A 19,043-nucleotide genomic window follows, 5' to 3' on the forward strand; every position below is an offset into this window, starting at 1 on the left:
GGTCAGTTCTGGGGGGTCATCGTCACTTCGGGAACATCGATATCCGGTGAGGGAATCTCGATGGTGTTGTCGCCCTCGCCTTCGCCCTCGGTGGTTTGGGGCGCCTCAGTGGTCGTCTCGGTCGTGGTGGTGGTCGTGGTTTCGGTGTCGGCGGTCTGGCTGTCGCCGCATGCCGCTAACAGCCATCCAGCGGCAAGGGCTCCGCTGATGGTGACCAGTACAGGACGAGCGTATCCAGCGTGCATTTGTGACCGTTCCTTCCGACCGGGCCGGGTGCCCGATCTCCCGGTCAGCCTTTCCCGCCCGCGGCGATGCTAAACGTCGCCGTCACCGGGCAGCGTCAGGCGCGCGCGACCTTGCCGGCCTTGATGCACGACGTGCACGCGTTGATGCGCTTCTTGTTCCCGCCGGGAACGGCGGCGTGCACGGTCTGCACGTTCGGATTCCACCGACGGCTGGACCGGCGATGGGAGTGCGACACCGACTTGCCGAAGCCGGGGCCCTTCCCGCAGATATCGCAGACGGCAGCCATATGTAGAACTCCTCGGATCAGTACTTGGGGGTCCGGACTTCGTCCGCCGCGCGTCGCGACGGGGCCGACCCAACAACCTGATCAGGATACCGGCAGCTGCATTGATCACCAAAATAGGCGCTGTAAAGCTGTCGGCGCCCTCGAACGCGAGCTTGTGCGCGACGTCCGCGTGAAATCTCGCAGACAAGCTCACATCGGGCGCAAAGGGCGACCCGAACAGTGTGTCGGCGCCGTCAGCCGGAGTCGTTAGGCTGACGCCCACGGCGGCATCGGAGCGGCGATATCTGGCGGGAGGTGGGCATGTCGGGTCGACGGCTGGACGCCTCTGCGCTGCGGGGTTGGGCGCACACCGCCGTCGGCGACCTCATCACCCACACCGACGAGATCAACCGGCTCAACGTGTTCCCCGTCGCTGACGCCGACACCGGCACGAACATGCTGTTCACCATGCGTTCGGCGTGGGCGCAGGCCGACGCCCTGCCCGACACCGATGACATCGCGCAGGTGGCAGCGGCGCTGGCCCGCGGCGCGCTGCACGGCGGCCGCGGCAACTCCGGGGTCATCCTGTCCCAGATCCTGCGCGGGCTCGCCGACGTCAGCGCCGAAGCAGCCGCGCAGCGGCGTGCGGTGCTGGTCGAGGTCGACGGCGCCCTGCTGGCCTCGGCGCTTCGCCGGGCGGTCACGCTGGTGGTCGCCTCGATCGGCCAACCCGTACCCGGCACCATCTTCACCGTGCTGAGAGAGGCGGCCAACGCCGCCGAGCAGGCGGTTGCCCACGGCTCCGAGCTGGCCGACGTGCTGCTGGCCGCCGGTGATGCCGCGGCCGTCGCCCTGGACAAGACACCCGGGCAGCTCGCCGTATTGGCCGAGGCCGGCGTGGTCGACGCCGGTGGGCGGGGCCTGCTGGTGCTGCTGGACGCGATGAGCGCCACCGTGACAGAACACGCGCCCAGCAGGCCCGAGTACGTGCCGGCGCCACCGCACGCCCATGACGCCGTCGCCGCCGACACCACTGCACCGCCGCAGTTCGAGGTGATGTACCTGCTCACCGGCTGCGACGCCGGCGGGGTGGAGAAGCTGCGCGGCGAACTGGACCGGCTCGGCGATTCGGTGGCCATAGCCGCCGCCGGCGCCGGCGGGCAGTACTCGGTGCACGCGCACGTCGACGACGCCGGAGCCGCCGTCGAGGCAGGGCTGTCCGTGGGAACACCGAACCGCATCCAGATCACGTCGCTCACCGGCACCAGCGGTGCCCGCCCGTCGGGCGGATGGGCGCGGGAGCGGGCCGTCCTTGCAGTCGTCGACGGGGTAGGGGCGCAAGAACTGTTCGCGGGCGAAGGCGCACACGTGCTGCGCGTGCTACCGGATACCCCGGTCAGCGCCAAGCATCTGCTGCACGCGCTGGTCGACGCGGGCGCAGCCCAGGCCATGGTGTTGCCCAATGGCTACGTCGCCGCCGAGGAACTGGTCGCGGGGTGTACCGCAGCGATCGGCTGGGGGATCGACGTGGTGCCGGTGCCTGCGGCGTCGATGGTGCAGGGGCTGGCCGCGCTGGCCGTTCACGACGCCGAGCGCCAAGCCGTCGACGACGGCTACACAATGGCCCGCGCCGCGGCGGGCGCCCGGCACGGTTCGGTGCGGGTGGCCACCGAGGCGGCGCTGACCTGGGCAGGAACGTGCAAACCGGGGGACGGGTTGGGGATCTCGGGCGACGAGGTGCTGATCGTCGACGACGACGTGGCCGCCGCGGGTGCCGGGTTGATCGACCTGCTGCTGGCCGCGGGCGGCGAACTGGTCACCGTGCTCACCGGCGCCGGCGTCGACGGCAGCGTCGCCGCGGCGCTGCAGGAGCATGTGCACCGCCAACACCTCGGCATCGAGCTCGTCACCTACCACACCGACCACCAAGGCGATGCGCTGCTGATCGGGGTGGAGTAGCGGTGGCCTCCCTCGGCGATCGACTCGTCTACATCGTCGGCAAGAAGGCCGCAGAACCGCTGGAGGAACACTTCGGCATCCGCACCGTCGACGACCTGTTGCGGCACTATCCGCGCAAGTACAGCGACGGCATGACGGTCCTGGAAGAGGGCGAGGAACTCGAAGAAGGCGAACACGTCACGTTCGTCGACACCATCACCGACACAAAAGTCGGTGAGATGAAGCCGCAATACGACAAGAAGTCCAAGAAGGTGCGCAAACGCAAATGGCTGCGGGTAACCCTTGGCGATCGGCGCTCGCCAGTCACCGCGACGTTCTTCAACGCGGACTGGATGCTCGACGACCTGGTCGTCGGCACCCGGCTGATGTTGTCGGGAGAAGTCAAGTACTTCCGGCGCACACTGCAACTGACGCACCCCGCCTTTCTGGTGTTGGAATCGCCGAAGGGCAAGACGTTCGGCACCAAGTCGCTCAAGACCATCGCCTCGGCGTCGCGAGCAACCGGTGAGGACGTGTTGTCGGCGTTCGAACGGGAGTTCTTCCCGATCTATCCCGCCAACAAGAAGATGCAGAGTTGGGACATCTACGCGTGTGTGCGCCAGGTGCTCGACGTGCTCGATCCCATCGAGGAGCCGCTACCGAAAAGGCTTCTGCAGCAGCATGATCTGATCACCGAAGACCAGGCGCTTCGCGCCATCCACGTCGCCGAGAACAAGGTCGAACGCGAACGGGCCCAGCGCAGGCTCACCTACGACGAAGCGATAGGCCTGCAATGGGCGCTGGTGAAGCGGCGGTACAGCGATGTGAGCGAGTCCGGTCCGGTCGCCCCGCTGCGCGACGACGGCCTGGTGGCGGCGTTGCGCGGACGGCTGCCGTTCGAATTGACCGACGGTCAGACCGAAGTGCTCGACGTCATCGCTGCCGAGCTGGCGGCCAGCAGGCCGATGAACCGCATGCTGCAAGGCGAGGTGGGTTCGGGTAAGACGATCGTCAGCGTGCTGGCGATGTTGCAGATGGTCGACGCGGGCTACCAGTGCGCGCTGCTGGCGCCGACGGAAGTTCTTGCCGCCCAACATGACCGATCGGTGCGCGACGTGCTCGGACCCCTCGCAATGGCGGGCCAGCTCGGTGGCGCGGACGGTGCGACCCGGGTGGCACTGTTGACCGGGTCGATGTCGGCTGCGCAGAAGCGTGCGGTGCGTGACGAGGTCGCCAGCGGTGAGGCGGGCATCGTCATCGGTACCCATGCGCTGTTGCAGGACGCCGTCGAATTTCACCGGCTGGGCATGGTCGTCGTCGACGAACAACACCGGTTCGGCGTGGAGCAGCGAGATCGCCTGCGCAGCAAAGCCCCCGACGGAGTGACGCCGCATCTGTTGGTGATGACCGCCACGCCGATCCCGCGCACCGTCGCCCTGACCCATTACGGGGACCTGGAGACCTCGACATTGCGCGAACTGCCCCGCGGCAGGCAACCGATCGCCACCAACACCATCTTCATCGCCAAGCACCGGTCCTGGCTGGACCGGGCCTGGCAGCGCATCACCGAAGAGGTCCGCGCGGGCCGACAGGCCTATGTGGTCGCCTCGCGCATCGACGCCGACGACAAACCCAAGGGCGCGGAGGATCCCGAGCGGCAGAGGGTGCCGCCGCCGGTCACCGTCGTCGACCTGTTCGAGGGGTTGCGCCAAGGCCCGCTTTCGGGGCTGCGGCTCGGGCTGATGCACGGTCGACTGCCCGTCGACGAAAAAGACGCGGTGATGGGCGCGTTCCGGGCCGGTGAAATCGACGTGCTGGTGTGCACCACGGTCATCGAGGTCGGCGTCGACGTGCCCAACGCGACGGTGATGCTGGTGATGGACGCCGACCGGTTCGGCATCAGCCAGCTGCACCAGTTGCGGGGCCGGATCGGCCGCGGTGAGCACCCCAGCCTGTGCCTGCTGGCCACCAACCTTGCCGAGGACTCCAAGGCCGGCGCGCGCCTGAAGGCCGTCGCCTCCACGCTGGACGGCTTCGAACTCGCCGACCTCGACCTGAAGGAGCGCCATGAGGGAGATGTGCTGGGGCACACTCAATCCGGGCGGGCGATCACGCTGAGATTCCTGTCGCTGGTGGAGCACCTGGAGATCATCCTGGCCGCCAGGAAGTTCTGTGAAGAGATGTATCAGAACAACCCGACCGATGCCGGGCTGGCCATGCTGGCCGCACCGTTCACCGACACCGACCGCGTCGAGTACCTCGAGAAGTCATGAACCGCAAGCGCTTTCTGTGGCTGGCCGCGTTCGTCGCACTCTCCGTGCTCGTCGCGGTGCAGACCACCGCGTCGACCGGACAGCACGCCCCGGTTGCCTCCGACGCGGAGATACCAACCGTCGCACCGGGCGTCGACGTGCTGGCCGGTGTTCCGGTGATACCGCAGCGAATACGCACCCACGACTATCGGCGGGCGGCGTTCGGTGACAGCTGGACCGACGACACCACCGCCCCCGGCGGCCACAACGGCTGTGACACCCGCAACGACATCCTCGAGCGCGACCTCGCCGACAAAACCTACGTGCCGATCACGCGATGCCCCACCGCCGTTGCCACCGGCACGCTGCAGGATCCCTACACCAATGCCGTCGTGGCGTTCACCCGCGGCGCGGGCGTCGGGGCGTCGGTGCAGATCGATCACCTCGTGCCGCTGGCGCTAGCGTGGGATCTCGGTGCGCGCGACTGGCCAGGCCACATGCGGGTCCGGTTCGCCAACGACCCGGCCAACCTGCTCGCCGTCGCGGGGGATGCCAACCAGGACAAGGGCGATCAGGAACCCGCCGACTGGATGCCACCGAACACCGCGTTTCACTGTCAGTACGCCATGCAGTTCATCGATGTGCTGCGCGGATATGAGTTGCCGATCGACGCGTCGTCGGCGACGGTGCTGCGCGACGCAGCGGCGACGTGCCCGGCCGGCTAGCGCCACCTCGCCAGGCCTTGGCCGAAAACATTACGGGTGTAGACATATCGGCTCATGGGTTTCCTGTCCGGCAAGGTCGCCATCGTCACCGGCATCAGCCGAGGTGTTGGCGTTGGCATCGCACACGAACTGCCGAGGGAAGGCGCGACCGCCGCTCGCGCGGCCAATCTGATCGAGGCCGTGTGCCGCGCACCTAGCGGCATCCTGGCCGCACACGACCTACGTCAACGCTCGACACCGTGGCCGCACAAGCGCCCGGGATCGGCGACGAAGAACGTCGCGCGTACGCCGTGGATGCGTCGCCCACCTCGCCGAGATGGCTGAGCGCATCACCCAGGTCGGTCACCCCTTCAGCCCTGACCTCGACGCCGCGCTCGCACGGCGTCTCGGCAGCAGAGGAAGCTACTCGCCCTGATAGGTGTCGGGGTTCGGGCGGAAACGGGTGCCGTCGTCGAGCCCGTTGAGCGCGGCCATCTGCTCGTCGGTGAGCTCGAAGTCGAACACCTCGATATTCGATTTGATCCGCTCCGGCGACGAGGACCTGGCCACCACGGCGTTGCCCAGCTGCAGGTTCCAGCGCAGCAGCACCTGCGCGGGCGTCTTACCTTGCTCCTGGGCCACGGAGGTGACCGACGCGTTGTCCAGAAGCCGCCCCACGCCCAGCGGGCTGTAGGCCTGGGTGACGATGCCGTAGCCGGCGTTGACCGTGCGCAGCTCGGCCTGGTTCAGCAGCGGGTGCAGTTCGATCTGGTTGACCGCCGGGGTGAAGAACGACAGGTCGATGATGTCCGAAAGGTGTTCGGCGTGAAAGTTGGCCACCCCGATCGACTTGGTCTCGCCGTCCTCCTTGCGCTTCATCAGCCCGCCCCAGCTGTCGACGAACTTGCCGTGCTCGCCGGCGGGCCAGTGGATCAGGTACAGGTCGACGTAATCCATCGCGAGCCGTTGCAGGCTTGCCTTGAGCGCGTCCTGTGACGATTGGAAACCCAGATCGGATGCGGCCAGCTTGGTGGTGATGAAGACTTCCTCGCGCGGCACCCCCGAGGCTTTGACGGCGCGGCCGACCGCTTCCTCGTTGCCGTACGCGGCGGCGGTGTCGATCAACCGGTACCCCGACTCGAGCGCGGTGCGAACCGCTTGTTCGGTCTCGGTGTCGGACAACTCACCGACACCTAAGCCGATCACCGGCATCGCGTTGTCGTCGTTGAGCGCGACGGTCGGAATCGCGGTCATGTCACCTACCCTGTGAAGTTGAATGTACGGGGGTCGGGACCCAGGCGCGTGTCGTCGCCGAGCGAAGAGATGGACGCCATGTCCTGCTCGCTTAGCTCGAAATCGAACACGTCGAAGTTGCTCACAATTCTCTCTGGGGTCACCGATTTCGGGATGACTATATTGCCGAGTTGGATATGCCACCTAATCAGTACCTGCGCGGGCGTTTTCGACTGTGCCTCGGCGACGGCCGTCACGGTCGGATCGGTCAGCAGTGAACCCTGGCCAAGAGGACTCCACGCCTCGGTGGCAATGCCCAGCTGAGCGTGCATTTCGCGCAGCTCATGCTGTTGCAGACGCGGATGCAACTCGATCTGGTTGACCGCGGGCACGATGCCCGTGGCGTCGACGAGCTTGCGCAGATGCTCGGGGGCGAAGTTGCTGACCCCGATCGAGCGGATGCGGCCCTGGTTGCGCAGATCGGCGAACGCCTTGAAGGTCTCGACGTATGCGTCGTTGGCCGGCACCGGCCAGTGGATCAGGTACAGATCGAGGCAGTCCAGCCCGAGCCGGCCCATGCTGGCGTCGAACGCCCTGAGCGTGCTGTCGTAGCCCTGGTCGGCGTTCCACAGTTTGGTGGTCACGTAGACGTCCGCACGGGCCAGCCCGGATTTCGAGATCGCCTGGCCCACCTCGCGCTCGTTGCCATACGCTGCGGCGGTGTCGATGTGTCGATAACCGGCCTCCAACGCCGTCGCCGCCGCACGCTCGGTGTCTTCGGGCGGGGTCTGCCAAACGCCGAGCCCGACCTGGGGAATCGAGTTGTCGTCGTTCAGCCTGATCGAGGGAAACGAGGGAGTTGCCATGGTTCAAAGTCTGCCAGGTGAGGTTTCGTGGAGCCCGAGCCGTAAGGACGCCATCGTCAACGCCGCGGCGGGCCTGACCCTGCGTGCCCTGCCCCGAATCCCCGACCCGGTCAAGCGCGCACTGCTGGGCGGGCGCGCGGTCACCATCGACGGCAACACGCTGGACACGACGCTGCAGCTGATGCTCGCCGGGCAGCAGGCGGCAGGCATCGACGGCCTGGCGGGCAGCAATGACGTCACCGCCGCCCGCCAGCAGCTCGAAGCCCTATCGGCCAGTTTCAAACAGAACATCCCGGTGGCCGCAGTGACCAATCTCTCGATACCGGGCCCGGCCGGACCCATCGCGGCGCGCCATTACCGGCCCGACGCCGGCCACGCTCCGTTGCTGGTCTTCTACCACGGCGGCGGTCAGGTGATCGGCAGCATCGAGACCCACGACGACCTGTGCCGTCTGCTCTGCCGCGACGGCGGCGTGCACGTGCTGTCGGTGGACTACCGGCTGGCCCCGGAGCACAAGGCGCCCGCGGGCACCGACGACGCCTACGCCGCCTTCGTATGGACGCTCGACCACGCCGGCGAACTCGGCGCAGATCCGCGGCGGGTCGCGGTCGGCGGCGACAGCGCCGGCGCCAACCAGGCCGCGTTGGTGTCCCTGCGCGCCCGCACCGACGGGGTGCGGTTGCCTACGCTGCAGCTGCTGTTCTATCCGGTTACCGACTACAGCGCCCAGACCCGATCCAAGACGCTGTTCGCCGAGGGTTTCTTCCTGACCCAACACGACCTGGACTGGTTCAGCGGGCACTACCTCGACGGCGCGGCCGTAGCGCCGACGGATCCGCGGGTGTCGCCGCTGCTGACCGACGACCTGTCCGGTCTGCCGCCCGCCCTGGTGCTGACCGCCGGCTTCGACCCGCTGCGCGATGAGGGCAGGCAATACGCGCAGGCCATGCGTGCTGCCGGCGTCGCGGTCGACTACCGCGAGTTCGGGTCGCTGGTCCACGCCTTCGCGAACTTCTTCCCCTTGGGCGGGGACAGCGCCACCGCGATGGCCGAGAGCATCTCGGCGATGCGCGCGCACCTGGCCCGCGCCTGAACGACGGCAGAAACGTCGCCGGTACGCTTACCCCGTGGCCTCCAAACCCAAGAAGAATTCCCGCTACGACCTCAAGGCGGCGGACCGCAAGCGCAACCTGGCGATTCAGATCGGGTTGACCGCGGTCGTGGTCGTGTTCGCCGTCGGGTTGGTGCTCTACATCGTCATGTCGGCCGAGGAGAAGCCCAGGGACGGCGACGCTCAGGCGATCCGGGTGACCTCCAGCGACCTGATCACCGAGGAAGGCAGCTCGGAGCCCAAAGCGGTGGTCTCGCTCTACGAGGACTTCCTGTGCCCCGCGTGCGCGAACTTCGAGCAAATGTTCGGTCCCACGCTGAACAAGCTGATCGACAGCGGCGCCATCGCCGCTGACTACTACATGATCTCCATCCTGGACCGCCAGGGTGACGGCTATTCGACCCGCGCGGCCAACGCGGCCTACTGCGTGGCCGACGAGTCGACCGACGCGTTCCGGCGCTTCCACGCCGCGCTGTACGCCCAGCAGCCCCCCGAGGGCGTCGGCCCGTTCCCCGACAACGCCCGGCTCATCGAAGTGGCGCGGCAGGCCGGCGCGGCAGGCGGTGTCCCCGAGTGCATCAACAGCGGCCGCTACAACGACATGGTGAAGGGCATGGCCTCGGCCACCGGCGTGCGGTCCACACCGACCGTGCGCATCAACGGCGAGGACTACAAGCCCACGACGCCGGATGCGCTGATCGCCAAGATCGAGGAGATCGTCGGCAACGTGCCTGCGCTGGACGCCGGTGCGCCGCCGCCCGCACCTGATCCCACCCCCGCAGTACCGGCGCCGTGACCGTCACCGCGCCCGGCACCGACGCACCGAGCGAACCCGCGGACACACCGTCGGGCCCGCAGGTGCGGCGGCCGAGCGCGGTCTGGCTGTTGGTCGCCGGGCTCGCCGGTCTGGCGGCGTCGTTCACGCTGACCGCCGAGAAGATCCAGACGCTGATCGACCCGGACTACGTGCCGAGCTGCAGCATCAACCCGGTGCTGTCGTGCGGTTCGGTGATGATCACCCCGCAGGCGTCGCTGTTGGGCTTCCCCAACCCGCTGATCGGCATCGCCGCGTTCACCGTCGTCGTGGTGACCGGGGTGCTCGCGCTGGCCCGCGTGGAGCTGCCCCGCTGGTACTGGGCGGGCCTGGCGGCGGGCACGCTGATCGGTGCGGTGTTCGTGCACTGGTTGATCTTTCAGAGCCTGTACCGCATCGGCGCGCTGTGCCCGTACTGCATGGTGGTGTGGGCGGTGACCATACCGCTGCTGGTGGTGGTCGGCGCCATCGCCGTGCAACCCGGACGCGGCGGGGCCGTCGCCCGCGGTCTGTACACCTGGCGTTGGTCGCTGGTGACGTTGTGGTTCACCGCGCTTATTCTGCTGATCCTCGTGCGGTTCTGGAGTTACTGGTCCACGCTCGTCTAGTCCCCACTGAATCCGACCGGGTTAAGGTAGCGCGTGATCTCTAAAGTCCTGGTGGCCAATCGCGGTGAGATCGCGATTCGGGCGTTTCGTGCGGCCTACGAGTTGGGGATCGCCACGGTTGCGGTGTATCCGTATGAGGATCGTAATTCGTTGCATCGGCTCAAGGCCGATGAGTCGTATCAGATCGGTGAGACCGGCCATCCGGTGCGGGCGTATCTGTCAGTCGACGAAATCGTCCGTGTCGCACAGGGCGCCGGTGCGGACGCGGTTTATCCGGGGTACGGCTTTTTGTCGGAGAACCCCGAGTTGGCCGCCGCGTGCGCACAAGCCGGGATCACGTTCGTCGGTCCGAGCGCCGAGGTGCTGGAGCTGACGGGCAACAAGTCCCGCGCGATCGGCGCGGCCCGCGACGCCGGCCTGCCGGTGCTGGACTCCTCGGCGCCGTCGGCGTCGGCCGAGGAGCTTTTGGCCGCCGCGGAGGCCATGGAGTTCCCGCTGTTCGTCAAGGCGGTGTCGGGCGGCGGGGGACGGGGCATGCGCTATGTCGCCGACCGCGACGCGCTGCCCGAGGCGATCGATGCGGCCGGCCGTGAAGCCGAGTCCGCGTTCGGCGACCCGACGCTGTATTTAGAGCAGGCGGTGGTGAACCCGCGCCACATCGAGGTGCAGATCCTGGCCGACACCCACGGCAACGTGATCCACCTGTTCGAACGTGACTGCAGCGTGCAGCGCCGCCACCAGAAGGTCATCGAGCTGGCCCCGGCCCCCAACATTTCCGACGACCTGCGCGCGCGGATGTGCGCTGATGCCGTCGCGTTCGCCCGTCACATCAACTACAGCTACGCGGGCACCGTGGAGTTCCTGCTCGATGAGCGCGGCCACTACGTGTTCATCGAATGCAATCCGCGTATCCAGGTCGAACACACCGTGACCGAGGAGATCACCGACGTCGACCTGGTCGGCTCCCAACTGCGCATCGCCGACGGCCAGACGCTCGACGAGCTCGGGCTGAGCCAGGACTCGGTGCGGGTACGGGGCGCGGCCATGCAGTGCCGGATCACCACCGAGGATCCGGCCAACGGCTTTCGGCCCGACACGGGCCGCATCACCGCCTACCGGTCTCCGGGCGGTGCGGGGATCCGGTTGGACGGCGGTTCGCATCTGGGCGCGGAGATCAGCGCGCACTTCGACTCGATGCTGGTCAAGCTGACCTGTCGCGGCCACGATCTGTCGGCGGCGATCGCGCGGGCGCGACGGGCGTTGGCGGAGTTCCGGATTCGCGGTGTGTCGACGAACATCCCGTTTTTGATGGCGGTGGTCAACGACGCGGACTTCCGCGCCGGGCGCATCAATACGTCGTTCATCGATGAGCGACCGTATCTGCTGACCGCCCTGACCCCGGCCGACCGCGGCACCAAGATCCTCAACTACCTCGCCGATGTCACCGTCAACCAACCGCACGGGGCGCGCAGCGCCGCGGTGTATCCGCGCGACAAGCTGCCGCACACCGACCTGCGCGCCGCACCGCCCGACGGGTCCAAACAACTGTTGGAGCAGCTGGGCCCCGACGGTTTCGCGCGGTGGCTGCGCGATTCGGCGGCGTTGGGTGTCACCGACACCACGTTCCGCGACGCCCATCAGTCCTTGCTGGCCACCAGGGTTCGCAGCACCGGACTTTTGGAGGTGGCGCCGTACGTGGCGCGCACGACGCCGCAGCTGTTGTCGGTGGAATGCTGGGGCGGGGCGACTTACGATGTGGCGCTTCGGTTCCTGAAAGAAGATCCGTGGGAGCGGCTGGCCGCGCTGCGGGAGGCCATTCCCAACATCTGCCTGCAGATGCTGCTGCGCGGACGCAACACGGTCGGCTACACGCCGTATCCGGGATCGGTCACCGATGGGTTCGTCGCGGAGGCGACGGCCGTGGGTATCGACATCTACCGGATCTTCGATGCGCTCAACAACGTCGAGTCGATGCGCCCGGCCATCGACGCGGTCCGCGAAACCGACACGGCGATCGCCGAAGTCGCGATGAGCTACACCGGGGATCTGTCCGACCCCGGCGAAAACCTCTACACCCTGGACTATTACCTCAAGCTGGCCGAGCAGATCGTCGACGCGGGCGCGCACGTGCTGGCCATCAAGGACATGGCCGGGTTGTTGCGCCCGCACGCCGCGCACACCTTGGTCTCCGCGTTGCGGTCCCGGTTCGACCTGCCGGTGCACGTGCACACCCACGACACGCCGGGCGGGCAGTTGGCGACCTATCTGGCCGCGTGGCAGGCGGGCGCCAACGCGGTCGACGGGGCGTCGGCGCCGTTGGCGGGCACTACCAGCCAGCCCGCGTTGAGCTCGATCGTGGCCGCGGCCGCGCACACCGAGTATGACACCGGGCTGTCTCTTGCGGCGGTGTGCGACCTCGAACCGTACTGGGAGGCGCTACGGAAGGTCTACGCGCCCTTCGATGTTGCGGCGTCGGGTCCCTTCACGTCGACGGGGCGGGTCTATCACCACGAGATCCCCGGCGGTCAGTTGTCGAACCTGCGTCAACAGGCCATCGCGCTGGGCTTCGGTGACCGGTTCGAGGAGATCGAGGCCAATTACGCTGCGGCCGATAAGATCCTGGGTCGGCTGGTGAAAGTGACCCCGTCGAGCAAGGTGGTAGGCGACCTGGCGCTGGCCCTGTTGGGTGCGGGGATCACCGCTGACGAGTTCGCCGAGGACCCTTCGCGGTTGGACATCCCCGACTCGGTGATCGGTTTCTTTCGCGGGGAACTCGGCGACCCGCCCGGCGGGTGGCCCGAACCGCTGCGCACCAAGGCGCTTGCCGACCGGGCGCCGGCCAAACCCCAAGCTGAGCTCAGCGCCCACGATGAGGCCGCGCTGGGCCAGCCGGGACCCAACCGGCAGGCGACGTTGAACCGGCTACTTTTCCCCGGCCCGACAAAGGAATTCGAGGAGCACCGGGAACTCTACGGTGACACCTCGAGCCTGTCGGCCAACCAGTTCTTCTACGGGCTGCGCTCCGGCGAGGAACACCGGGTCAAGCTCGAACGCGGCGTCGAACTGCTGATCGGGCTCGAGGCGGTCTCCGAGGCCGACGAACGCGGCATGCGCACCGTGATGTGCATCATCAACGGCCAGTTGCGCCCCGTCGTCGTGCGCGACCGCAGCATCGCCAGCGACGTCCCCGTCGCCGAGAAGGCCGACCGGTCCAACCCCGATCACGTCGCGGCCCCGTTCGCCGGTGTGGTCAACGTCAACATCGCCGTCGACGACGAAGTGCAAGCCGGCCAAACCATCGCCACCATCGAGGCGATGAAAATGGAAGCCGCGATCACCGCACCCAAGGCCGGCAAGATCAGCAGGATCGCGGTGTCGACCACCGCACAAGTCGAAGGCGGCGACCTGCTGGTGGTGGTCAGCTGACCCGCATCATCGCCGGAACACTCGGTGGACGCCGAATCACGGTGCCGCGCACCGGGACCCGACCGACTACCGACCGGGTGCGCGAGTCGCTGTTCAACGTGCTGGCTGCGCGGGTCGACCTGGCCGGCGCGTCGGTGCTCGACCTGTACGCGGGCTCGGGCGCGCTCGGACTGGAGGCGCTGTCGCGGGGTGCAGCCACCGCGCTGTTCGTGGAGTCCGATCCGCGCGCGGCCGCCGTCATCGCCAAAAACGTCGCCGCACTTGGCGTGACGGGTGCCACGGTGCGCCGCGGCACCGTCGTCTCGGTGCTGACGGCGGGTGCGCAGCGGCCGGTGGACCTGGTCCTGGCCGACCCGCCCTACGGCGTCGACGCCGCCGAAATGCGGCGCATACTGGACGCTTTGAGCCGGCACGGATGGAGCGCGTCCGGCACCGTCGTCGCCGTCGAACGCCCAACGGCGACGCCAGCGCTGGACTGGCCGGACGGTTGGGCGCCGTGGGAACCGCGGCGCTACGGCGATACCCGCGTGGAGTTGGGGGAGCGGCGCTGACCCCCTGATAGCGTCATCACCCATGAGTGGCGTGGTATGCCCGGGCTCCTTCGACCCGGTGACCCTCGGCCATGTCGACGTCTTCGAACGCGCGGCGGCCCAGTTCGACGAAGTCATCATCGCGGTGTTGGTGAACCCCAACAAGAAGGGCATGTTCGATCTCGACGAGCGCCTCGCGATGCTCGAGGAATCCACCGCACACCTGCCCAACGTGCGCGCCGAGGCCGGTGAGGGCCTGGTGGTCGACTTCGTCACGAACCACGGGCTGAGCGCCATCGTCAAGGGACTGCGCTCCAGCACCGACTTCGAATACGAGTTGCAGATGGCGCAGATGAACAAACACGTCGCCGGCGTCGACACGTTCTTCCTCGCCAGCGCGCCGCGCTACTCGTTCGTGTCGTCGTCGCTGGCCAAGGAGGTCGCATCGCTGGGCGGCGACGTGACCGAGCTGCTGCCCGAACCGGTCAACCGACGGCTGCAGGCAAAGCTCAAGGATTAGCTCGCTCACATCACGGGTAATCGCTGGTAGGCGCACAGCCCCTCGTGCCCCGCCCAACCCATTGAGTATGGAGTTCTTGCCATGGTGCAGACGTTCGTTCAGTCGACCGATGATGTTGTGAACTTTTTGACCGATCAGCACAACCTGATCAAGGACCTGTTCGAAGAGGTGCTCAGCGCTTCCGACGACAAAGCCCGCGAGACCGCCTTCGTCGAATTGCGCCAACTGCTCGCGGTGCATGAAACCGCCGAGGAGATGGTGGTGCATCCGCGCGCGCGCCGTGAGATCGCCGACGGTGAGGCGATCGTCGACGCCCGCCTCCAAGAGGAGCACGACGCCAAGGAAGAGTTGACGGCGCTGGAGCAGATGGACATCGGGTCCACGGAGTTCATCGACGCGCTCAAGCGGTTCCGTGAGGACATCCTGCACCACGCCCAGGCTGAGGAGCGCGAGGAGTTCAGCAAGCTGCAACGCGAACTCGACGCCGACGACCTCGAGCGGATGGTCAAGGCGGTGCAGGCCGCGCAGGCCATCGCGCCGACCCGCCCGCACGCCGGTGTGGAGTCGGCCACCGCCAACTTCGCCGTGGGCCCGTTCGCGTCGATGCTCGACCGCGCCCGGGACATCATCTCCGGCGTCCTGCGGTAGTCCGGCTGCTGGTGGCGCCGCAGCACCGCACGTCCGCGGTGGGCTTTCCGATTGACATAATGTAGGAGTGAGCAATTTCACACGGGAGTTGCAGCCTGGGGAAGCGGCGACACAGCAAGACGCCCGAAATGCGACACACCGGCGTCGGTAGCTGAGTCACAGGCGTAACACCAGGCACACTGGTAACTGTCAACTACGCCTGGAGGGTGTTGCCGTGTACCGAGTTTTTGAAGCGCTCGACGAGTTGGGCGCGATTGTCGAAGAAGCCCGCGGTGTGCCGATGACGGCCGGCTGCGTGGTGCCCCGCGGTGATGTCCTCGAGTTGATCGACGACATCAAGGATGCGATCCCCGGCGAACTCGACGACGCCCAAGACGTGCTGGACGCGCGCGACGGGTTGCTGCGCGAGGCCAAGGAGCATTCCGACTCGATGGTCGCGACCGCGTCCGCCGAGGCCGACTCCATGATCAACCACTCCCGCGCCGAGGCCGACCGGCTGCTCGCCGACGCCAAGGCCCAGGCCGACCGAATGGTCGCCGAGGCCCGTCAGCACAGCGAACGTATGGTCACCGAGGCCCGCGACGAGGCCAGCCGGGTCGCGGCGACCGCCAAGCGGGAGTACGAGGCCAGCACGGGGCGGGCCAAGACCGAGGCCGACCGCCTGATCGAGAACGGCAACCTCGCCTACGAGAAGGCCGTGCAGGAAGGCATCAAGGAACAGCAGCGGCTGGTGTCGCAGACCGAGATCGTGCAGACCGCGACGGCCGAGGCGACCCGCCTCATCGACTCGGCGCACGCCGAGGCCGACCGGCTGCGCGGCGAGTGTGACATCTACGTCGACAGCAAACTCGCCGAGTTCGAGGACTTCCTCAACGGCACGCTGCGCTCGGTGGGACGGGGCCGCCACCAGCTGCGCACCGCCGCCGGGACGCACGACTACGCAGCCCGTTAGCGCTGGGCGGGGTCGCCGTAGGATTGAACTATGGCGACGCATGCGAACGCGGCGGCGCACCAAGGGTCGCGAACGCCGCTTGTCATCGATATTTCCCGGCTCGGCAGGCGGCCCGGCTCCATGTTGACGGTTTCCGAGACGGTTTCTGCCCCATCGCGCATCGGGCTGGACCTGATCGGAATCGCCGAAGGTGCACCGCTGGAACTGGACCTTCGGATCGAATCCGTCTCGGAGGGGGCGTTGGTGACCGGCACGGTGGCCGCGGAGACCTCGGGCGAATGCGCGCGCTGCCTGACCGGTGTCACCGGCCACGTGGAGATCGAGCTCACCGAGCTGTTCGCGTATCCGGACAGCGCGACCGACGAGACCACCGACGCCGACGAGGTCGCGCGGGTCTCCCACGAGGGAGGGGCCGACACCATCGACCTGGAGCAGCCGATCATCGACGCGGTGGGCCTGGAGCTGCCGTTCGTGCCGCTGTGCGAACCGGACTGTCCGGGCCTGTGCCCGGAGTGCGGTGTGGCGCTGGCGACCGCAGAGTCCGGACACCACCACGAGCAGATCGATCCACGGTGGGCCAAGCTGGCAGGCATGTTCGACGAGGGCGTCGGTGACTGACCGCGAGCCGCTGCTGGCGGCGCTCGGCGTGAAGCTGCCCGACGACCTGCTCACCATGGCGTTGACGCACCGCAGTTACTCATACGAGCACGGCGGGCTGCCCACCAACGAGCGCCTGGAGTTTCTCGGCGACGCGGTGCTGGGGCTGACCATCACCGAAGAGCTCTACCACCGCCACCCCGATCGCACCGAGGGCGATCTGGCCAAGCTACGGGCCAGCATCGTCAACACCCAGGCGCTGGCCGACGTCGGGCGCAACCTCTCCGGCGCCGGGCTGGGCAGCTATCTGCTGCTGGGTAAGGGCGAGGAGAACTCCGGCGGCGCGGACAAAGCCAGCATCCTGGCCGACGGTATCGAATCCTTGCTTGGCGCAATCTATATCGAGCACGGCATCGACATCGCCCGCGAGGTGATCCTGCGGCTGTTCGGTGAATTGCTCGACACCGCACCGACGTTGGGTGCCGGCCTGGACTGGAAGAGCAGCCTGCAGGAGCTGACCGCGGCGCGGGGGATGGGTGCGCCCTCGTACGTGGTGACCTCGACGGGACCAGACCACGACAAGGAATTCACCGCGACGGTGATCGTCACCGAGATCGAGTACGGAAAAGGTGTGGGCCGCACCAAGAAGGAGGCCGAACTCAAGGCGGCCTCGGCGGCGTGGAACACGCTGTCCGCGGCATCTGATGTAGATGCCTGAGCTTCCCGAAGTCGAGGTCGTTCGACGGGGATTGCACGCGCACGTGGTCGACAAGACCGTCACCGCGGTGCGGGTGCACCATCCGCGCGCGGTGCGTCGGCACGAGGCGGGTCCTGCCGATTTGACCGCGCGGCTGCTGGGGTCGCGCATCGTCGGCACGGGACGCCGCGGCAAGTACATGTGGCTGACGCTGGACGACGGCTCAGCGCTGGTGGTGCACCTGGGCATGAGTGGGCAGATGCTGCTGGGCGCGGTGCCCAACGAGCGACATCTACGGATCGCGGCGCTGCTCGACGACGGCACCGCGCTGAGCTTTGTCGATCAGCGCACCTTCGGTGGGTGGCTGCTCACCGACATGGTCACCGTCGACGGCAGCGATGTGCCGCTGCCCGTCGCTCACCTCGCCCGTGACCCCCTGGACCCGAGATTCAACCGCGACGGTGTCGTTACGGTGTTGCGGCGCAAGCACTCCGAGATCAAGCGTCAGCTGCTGGACCAGACGGTGGTGTCGGGTATCGGCAACATCTACGCCGACGAGGCGCTGTGGCGGGCCCGGATCAACGGCGCCCGGTTGGCCTCAGCGCTGACCCGCCGTCAGCTCGGCGAGGTGCTCGATGCGGCGGCCGAGGTGATGGCCGAGGCGCTGTATCAGGGCGGTACGTCGTTTGACTCGCTGTATGTCAACGTCAACGGCGAGTCCGGCTACTTCGAGCGCTCGCTGGACGCCTACGGCCGCGAGGGTGAACCGTGTCGGCGCTGCGGCGCGGTGATGCGGCGGGAGAAGTTCATGAACCGCTCGTCGTTCTACTGTCCGAGATGCCAGCCGCGCCCGCGGGTGCGCCGCGCGTAACCGCGAGATGCACGTTAGCGATATCTCTACTCGCACTTTCCCGCGCTAACGTGCATCTCGTGACGGAACTTTGGGTGGAGCGCACCGGCGTGCGCCAATACGTCGGGCGCAGCTCACGCGGCGCGCAGGTGCTCGTCGGCAACGAGGACGTCGACGGCGTCTTTACTCCGGGCGAGCTGATGAAGATCGCGCTGGCGGCCTGCAGCGGGATGGCCAGCGACTCGCCGCTACGGCGCCGGCTCGGCGACGACTATCCGGCCACGATCCGGGTGTTCGGCGCCGCCGACCGCGACCAGGAGCGGTACCCGCTGTTGGAAGAATGCATGGAACTGGACTTGTCCGGGCTCTCCGAGGACGAGCGGACCCGCGTGCTCACGGTCGTCGAACGCGCCATCGACCAGGTCTGCACGGTCGGCCGCACGCTCAAAGCCGGGACTAAAGTGACGTTTGAGGTAAATGATGCAGGAGTTAGCTGAGGTACGCCTGACGGCATGGGTGCACGGGCACGTCCAAGGTGTCGGCTTCCGGTGGTGGACCAGATCGCGCGCGCTGGAGTTGGGGCTGACCGGCTACGCCTCCAACCGGCCCGACGGCCGCGTCCAGGTGGTCGCCCAAGGCCCGCGCGACGCCTGCGAAAAGCTCCTTGAACTGCTGCGAAGCGGTAACACACCCGGCCGCGTGAACAATGTGGTCGCCGAGTTCTCCGAAGTTCGCGACTCACTTGTCGGCTTCATCGAGCGATAGCCCGCGCGGCGGTAGGGTTGC

Annotated in this window: 20 protein-coding genes and 1 pseudogene; 17 read left to right on the forward strand and 4 right to left on the reverse strand. The window is 67.5% G+C overall.

The window, feature by feature from the left end:
• Positions 1-2: 2 nt before the first annotated feature.
• Together ABQF13_RS00895 and rpmB are read right to left on the reverse strand one after the other, a co-directional pair.
• Complete coding sequence (locus ABQF13_RS00895) at positions 3-245, reverse strand: hypothetical protein (protein WP_448390771.1); 243 nt, start codon at positions 243-245, stop codon at positions 3-5.
• Positions 246-340: 95 nt separating this feature from the next.
• Positions 341-532: a 50S ribosomal protein L28 gene (gene rpmB / locus ABQF13_RS00900; RefSeq protein ID WP_448390772.1), complete on the reverse strand. Its 192-nt coding sequence runs from the start codon at positions 530-532 to the stop codon at positions 341-343.
• Positions 533-832: 300 nt separating this feature from the next.
• On the opposite strand from rpmB, the gene ABQF13_RS00905 reads away from it, so the two are divergent.
• The 4 genes and pseudogenes from ABQF13_RS00905 to ABQF13_RS00920 all read left to right on the forward strand — a co-directional run.
• Positions 833-2,470, forward strand: coding sequence for a fatty acid kinase ATP-binding subunit FakA (locus tag ABQF13_RS00905; protein WP_448390773.1), 1,638 nt, complete (start codon positions 833-835; stop codon positions 2,468-2,470).
• A gap of 2 nt (positions 2,471-2,472) precedes the next feature.
• Entirely contained in the window at positions 2,473-4,722 is a 2,250-nt protein-coding gene (gene recG / locus ABQF13_RS00910) for an ATP-dependent DNA helicase RecG (protein ID WP_448390774.1), read from the forward strand.
• On the forward strand, positions 4,719-5,426 hold the full coding sequence (locus ABQF13_RS00915) for an HNH endonuclease family protein (protein WP_448390775.1): 708 nt from the start codon (positions 4,719-4,721) through the stop codon (positions 5,424-5,426). The genes recG and ABQF13_RS00915 overlap by 4 nt, the downstream gene beginning before the upstream one ends.
• 54 nt (positions 5,427-5,480) lie before the next feature.
• Positions 5,481-5,591 (forward strand): annotated as a pseudogene (locus ABQF13_RS00920) (oxidoreductase); the annotation flags it as partial.
• Positions 5,592-5,828: 237 nt separating this feature from the next.
• On the opposite strand, the gene ABQF13_RS00925 reads toward ABQF13_RS00920, so the two are convergent.
• Entirely contained in the window at positions 5,829-6,659 is an 831-nt protein-coding gene (locus ABQF13_RS00925) for an aldo/keto reductase (RefSeq protein WP_448390776.1), read from the reverse strand.
• A 5-nt stretch (positions 6,660-6,664) separates the two neighbouring features.
• The gene (locus ABQF13_RS00930) at positions 6,665-7,504 is read right to left on the reverse strand and encodes an aldo/keto reductase (RefSeq protein ID WP_448390777.1); all 840 of its coding nucleotides are present in this window, start codon (positions 7,502-7,504) and stop codon (positions 6,665-6,667) included.
• Between ABQF13_RS00930 and ABQF13_RS00935 the strand changes: the two genes are divergently transcribed.
• The 13 genes from ABQF13_RS00935 to ABQF13_RS00995 all read left to right on the forward strand — a co-directional run bounded on the left by ABQF13_RS00935 (position 7,503) and on the right by ABQF13_RS00995 (position 19,022).
• On the forward strand, positions 7,503-8,597 hold the full coding sequence (locus ABQF13_RS00935; RefSeq protein WP_448390778.1) for an alpha/beta hydrolase: 1,095 nt from the start codon (positions 7,503-7,505) through the stop codon (positions 8,595-8,597). The two genes, ABQF13_RS00930 and ABQF13_RS00935, sit on opposite strands and share 2 nt — an antisense overlap.
• 34 nt (positions 8,598-8,631) lie before the next feature.
• Positions 8,632-9,411, forward strand: a complete 780-nt coding sequence (locus ABQF13_RS00940) for a DsbA family protein (RefSeq protein WP_448390779.1) — start codon at positions 8,632-8,634, stop codon at positions 9,409-9,411.
• Positions 9,408-10,037, forward strand: a complete 630-nt coding sequence (locus tag ABQF13_RS00945; protein ID WP_448390780.1) for a vitamin K epoxide reductase family protein — start codon at positions 9,408-9,410, stop codon at positions 10,035-10,037. The genes ABQF13_RS00940 and ABQF13_RS00945 overlap by 4 nt, the downstream gene beginning before the upstream one ends.
• Before the next feature lie 33 nt (positions 10,038-10,070).
• Positions 10,071-13,463, forward strand: a complete 3,393-nt coding sequence (locus ABQF13_RS00950; RefSeq protein ID WP_448390781.1) for a pyruvate carboxylase — start codon at positions 10,071-10,073, stop codon at positions 13,461-13,463.
• Positions 13,460-14,014 (forward strand): 16S rRNA (guanine(966)-N(2))-methyltransferase RsmD, encoded by a 555-nt coding sequence (gene rsmD, locus ABQF13_RS00955; protein ID WP_448391362.1) that lies wholly within the window; start codon positions 13,460-13,462, stop codon positions 14,012-14,014. The genes ABQF13_RS00950 and rsmD overlap by 4 nt, the downstream gene beginning before the upstream one ends.
• Positions 14,015-14,036: 22 nt before the next feature.
• On the forward strand, positions 14,037-14,513 hold the full coding sequence (coaD, locus tag ABQF13_RS00960; protein WP_448390782.1) for a pantetheine-phosphate adenylyltransferase: 477 nt from the start codon (positions 14,037-14,039) through the stop codon (positions 14,511-14,513).
• A gap of 81 nt (positions 14,514-14,594) precedes the next feature.
• Positions 14,595-15,161, forward strand: a complete 567-nt coding sequence (locus ABQF13_RS00965) for a hemerythrin domain-containing protein (protein WP_448390783.1) — start codon at positions 14,595-14,597, stop codon at positions 15,159-15,161.
• Positions 15,162-15,375: 214 nt separating this feature from the next.
• Positions 15,376-16,113, forward strand: coding sequence for a cell division protein SepIVA (gene sepIVA / locus ABQF13_RS00970; protein ID WP_448390784.1), 738 nt, complete (start codon positions 15,376-15,378; stop codon positions 16,111-16,113).
• Between the two features lie 30 nt (positions 16,114-16,143).
• Complete coding sequence (locus ABQF13_RS00975; protein WP_448390785.1) at positions 16,144-16,731, forward strand: YceD family protein; 588 nt, start codon at positions 16,144-16,146, stop codon at positions 16,729-16,731.
• Positions 16,724-17,428, forward strand: coding sequence for a ribonuclease III (gene rnc / locus ABQF13_RS00980; protein WP_448390786.1), 705 nt, complete (start codon positions 16,724-16,726; stop codon positions 17,426-17,428). Before ABQF13_RS00975 ends, rnc begins: the two co-directional genes overlap by 8 nt.
• Positions 17,421-18,278, forward strand: a complete 858-nt coding sequence (gene mutM / locus ABQF13_RS00985) for a DNA-formamidopyrimidine glycosylase (protein ID WP_448390788.1) — start codon at positions 17,421-17,423, stop codon at positions 18,276-18,278. Before rnc ends, mutM begins: the two co-directional genes overlap by 8 nt.
• A 59-nt stretch (positions 18,279-18,337) precedes the next feature.
• Positions 18,338-18,754, forward strand: a complete 417-nt coding sequence (locus ABQF13_RS00990; protein ID WP_448390789.1) for an OsmC family protein — start codon at positions 18,338-18,340, stop codon at positions 18,752-18,754.
• Positions 18,738-19,022: an acylphosphatase gene (locus tag ABQF13_RS00995; protein WP_448390790.1), complete on the forward strand. Its 285-nt coding sequence runs from the start codon at positions 18,738-18,740 to the stop codon at positions 19,020-19,022. The genes ABQF13_RS00990 and ABQF13_RS00995 overlap by 17 nt, the downstream gene beginning before the upstream one ends.
• Positions 19,023-19,043: the final 21 nt, after the last annotated feature.

The sequence above is a fragment of the Mycolicibacterium sp. XJ879 genome (assembly GCF_053483935.1).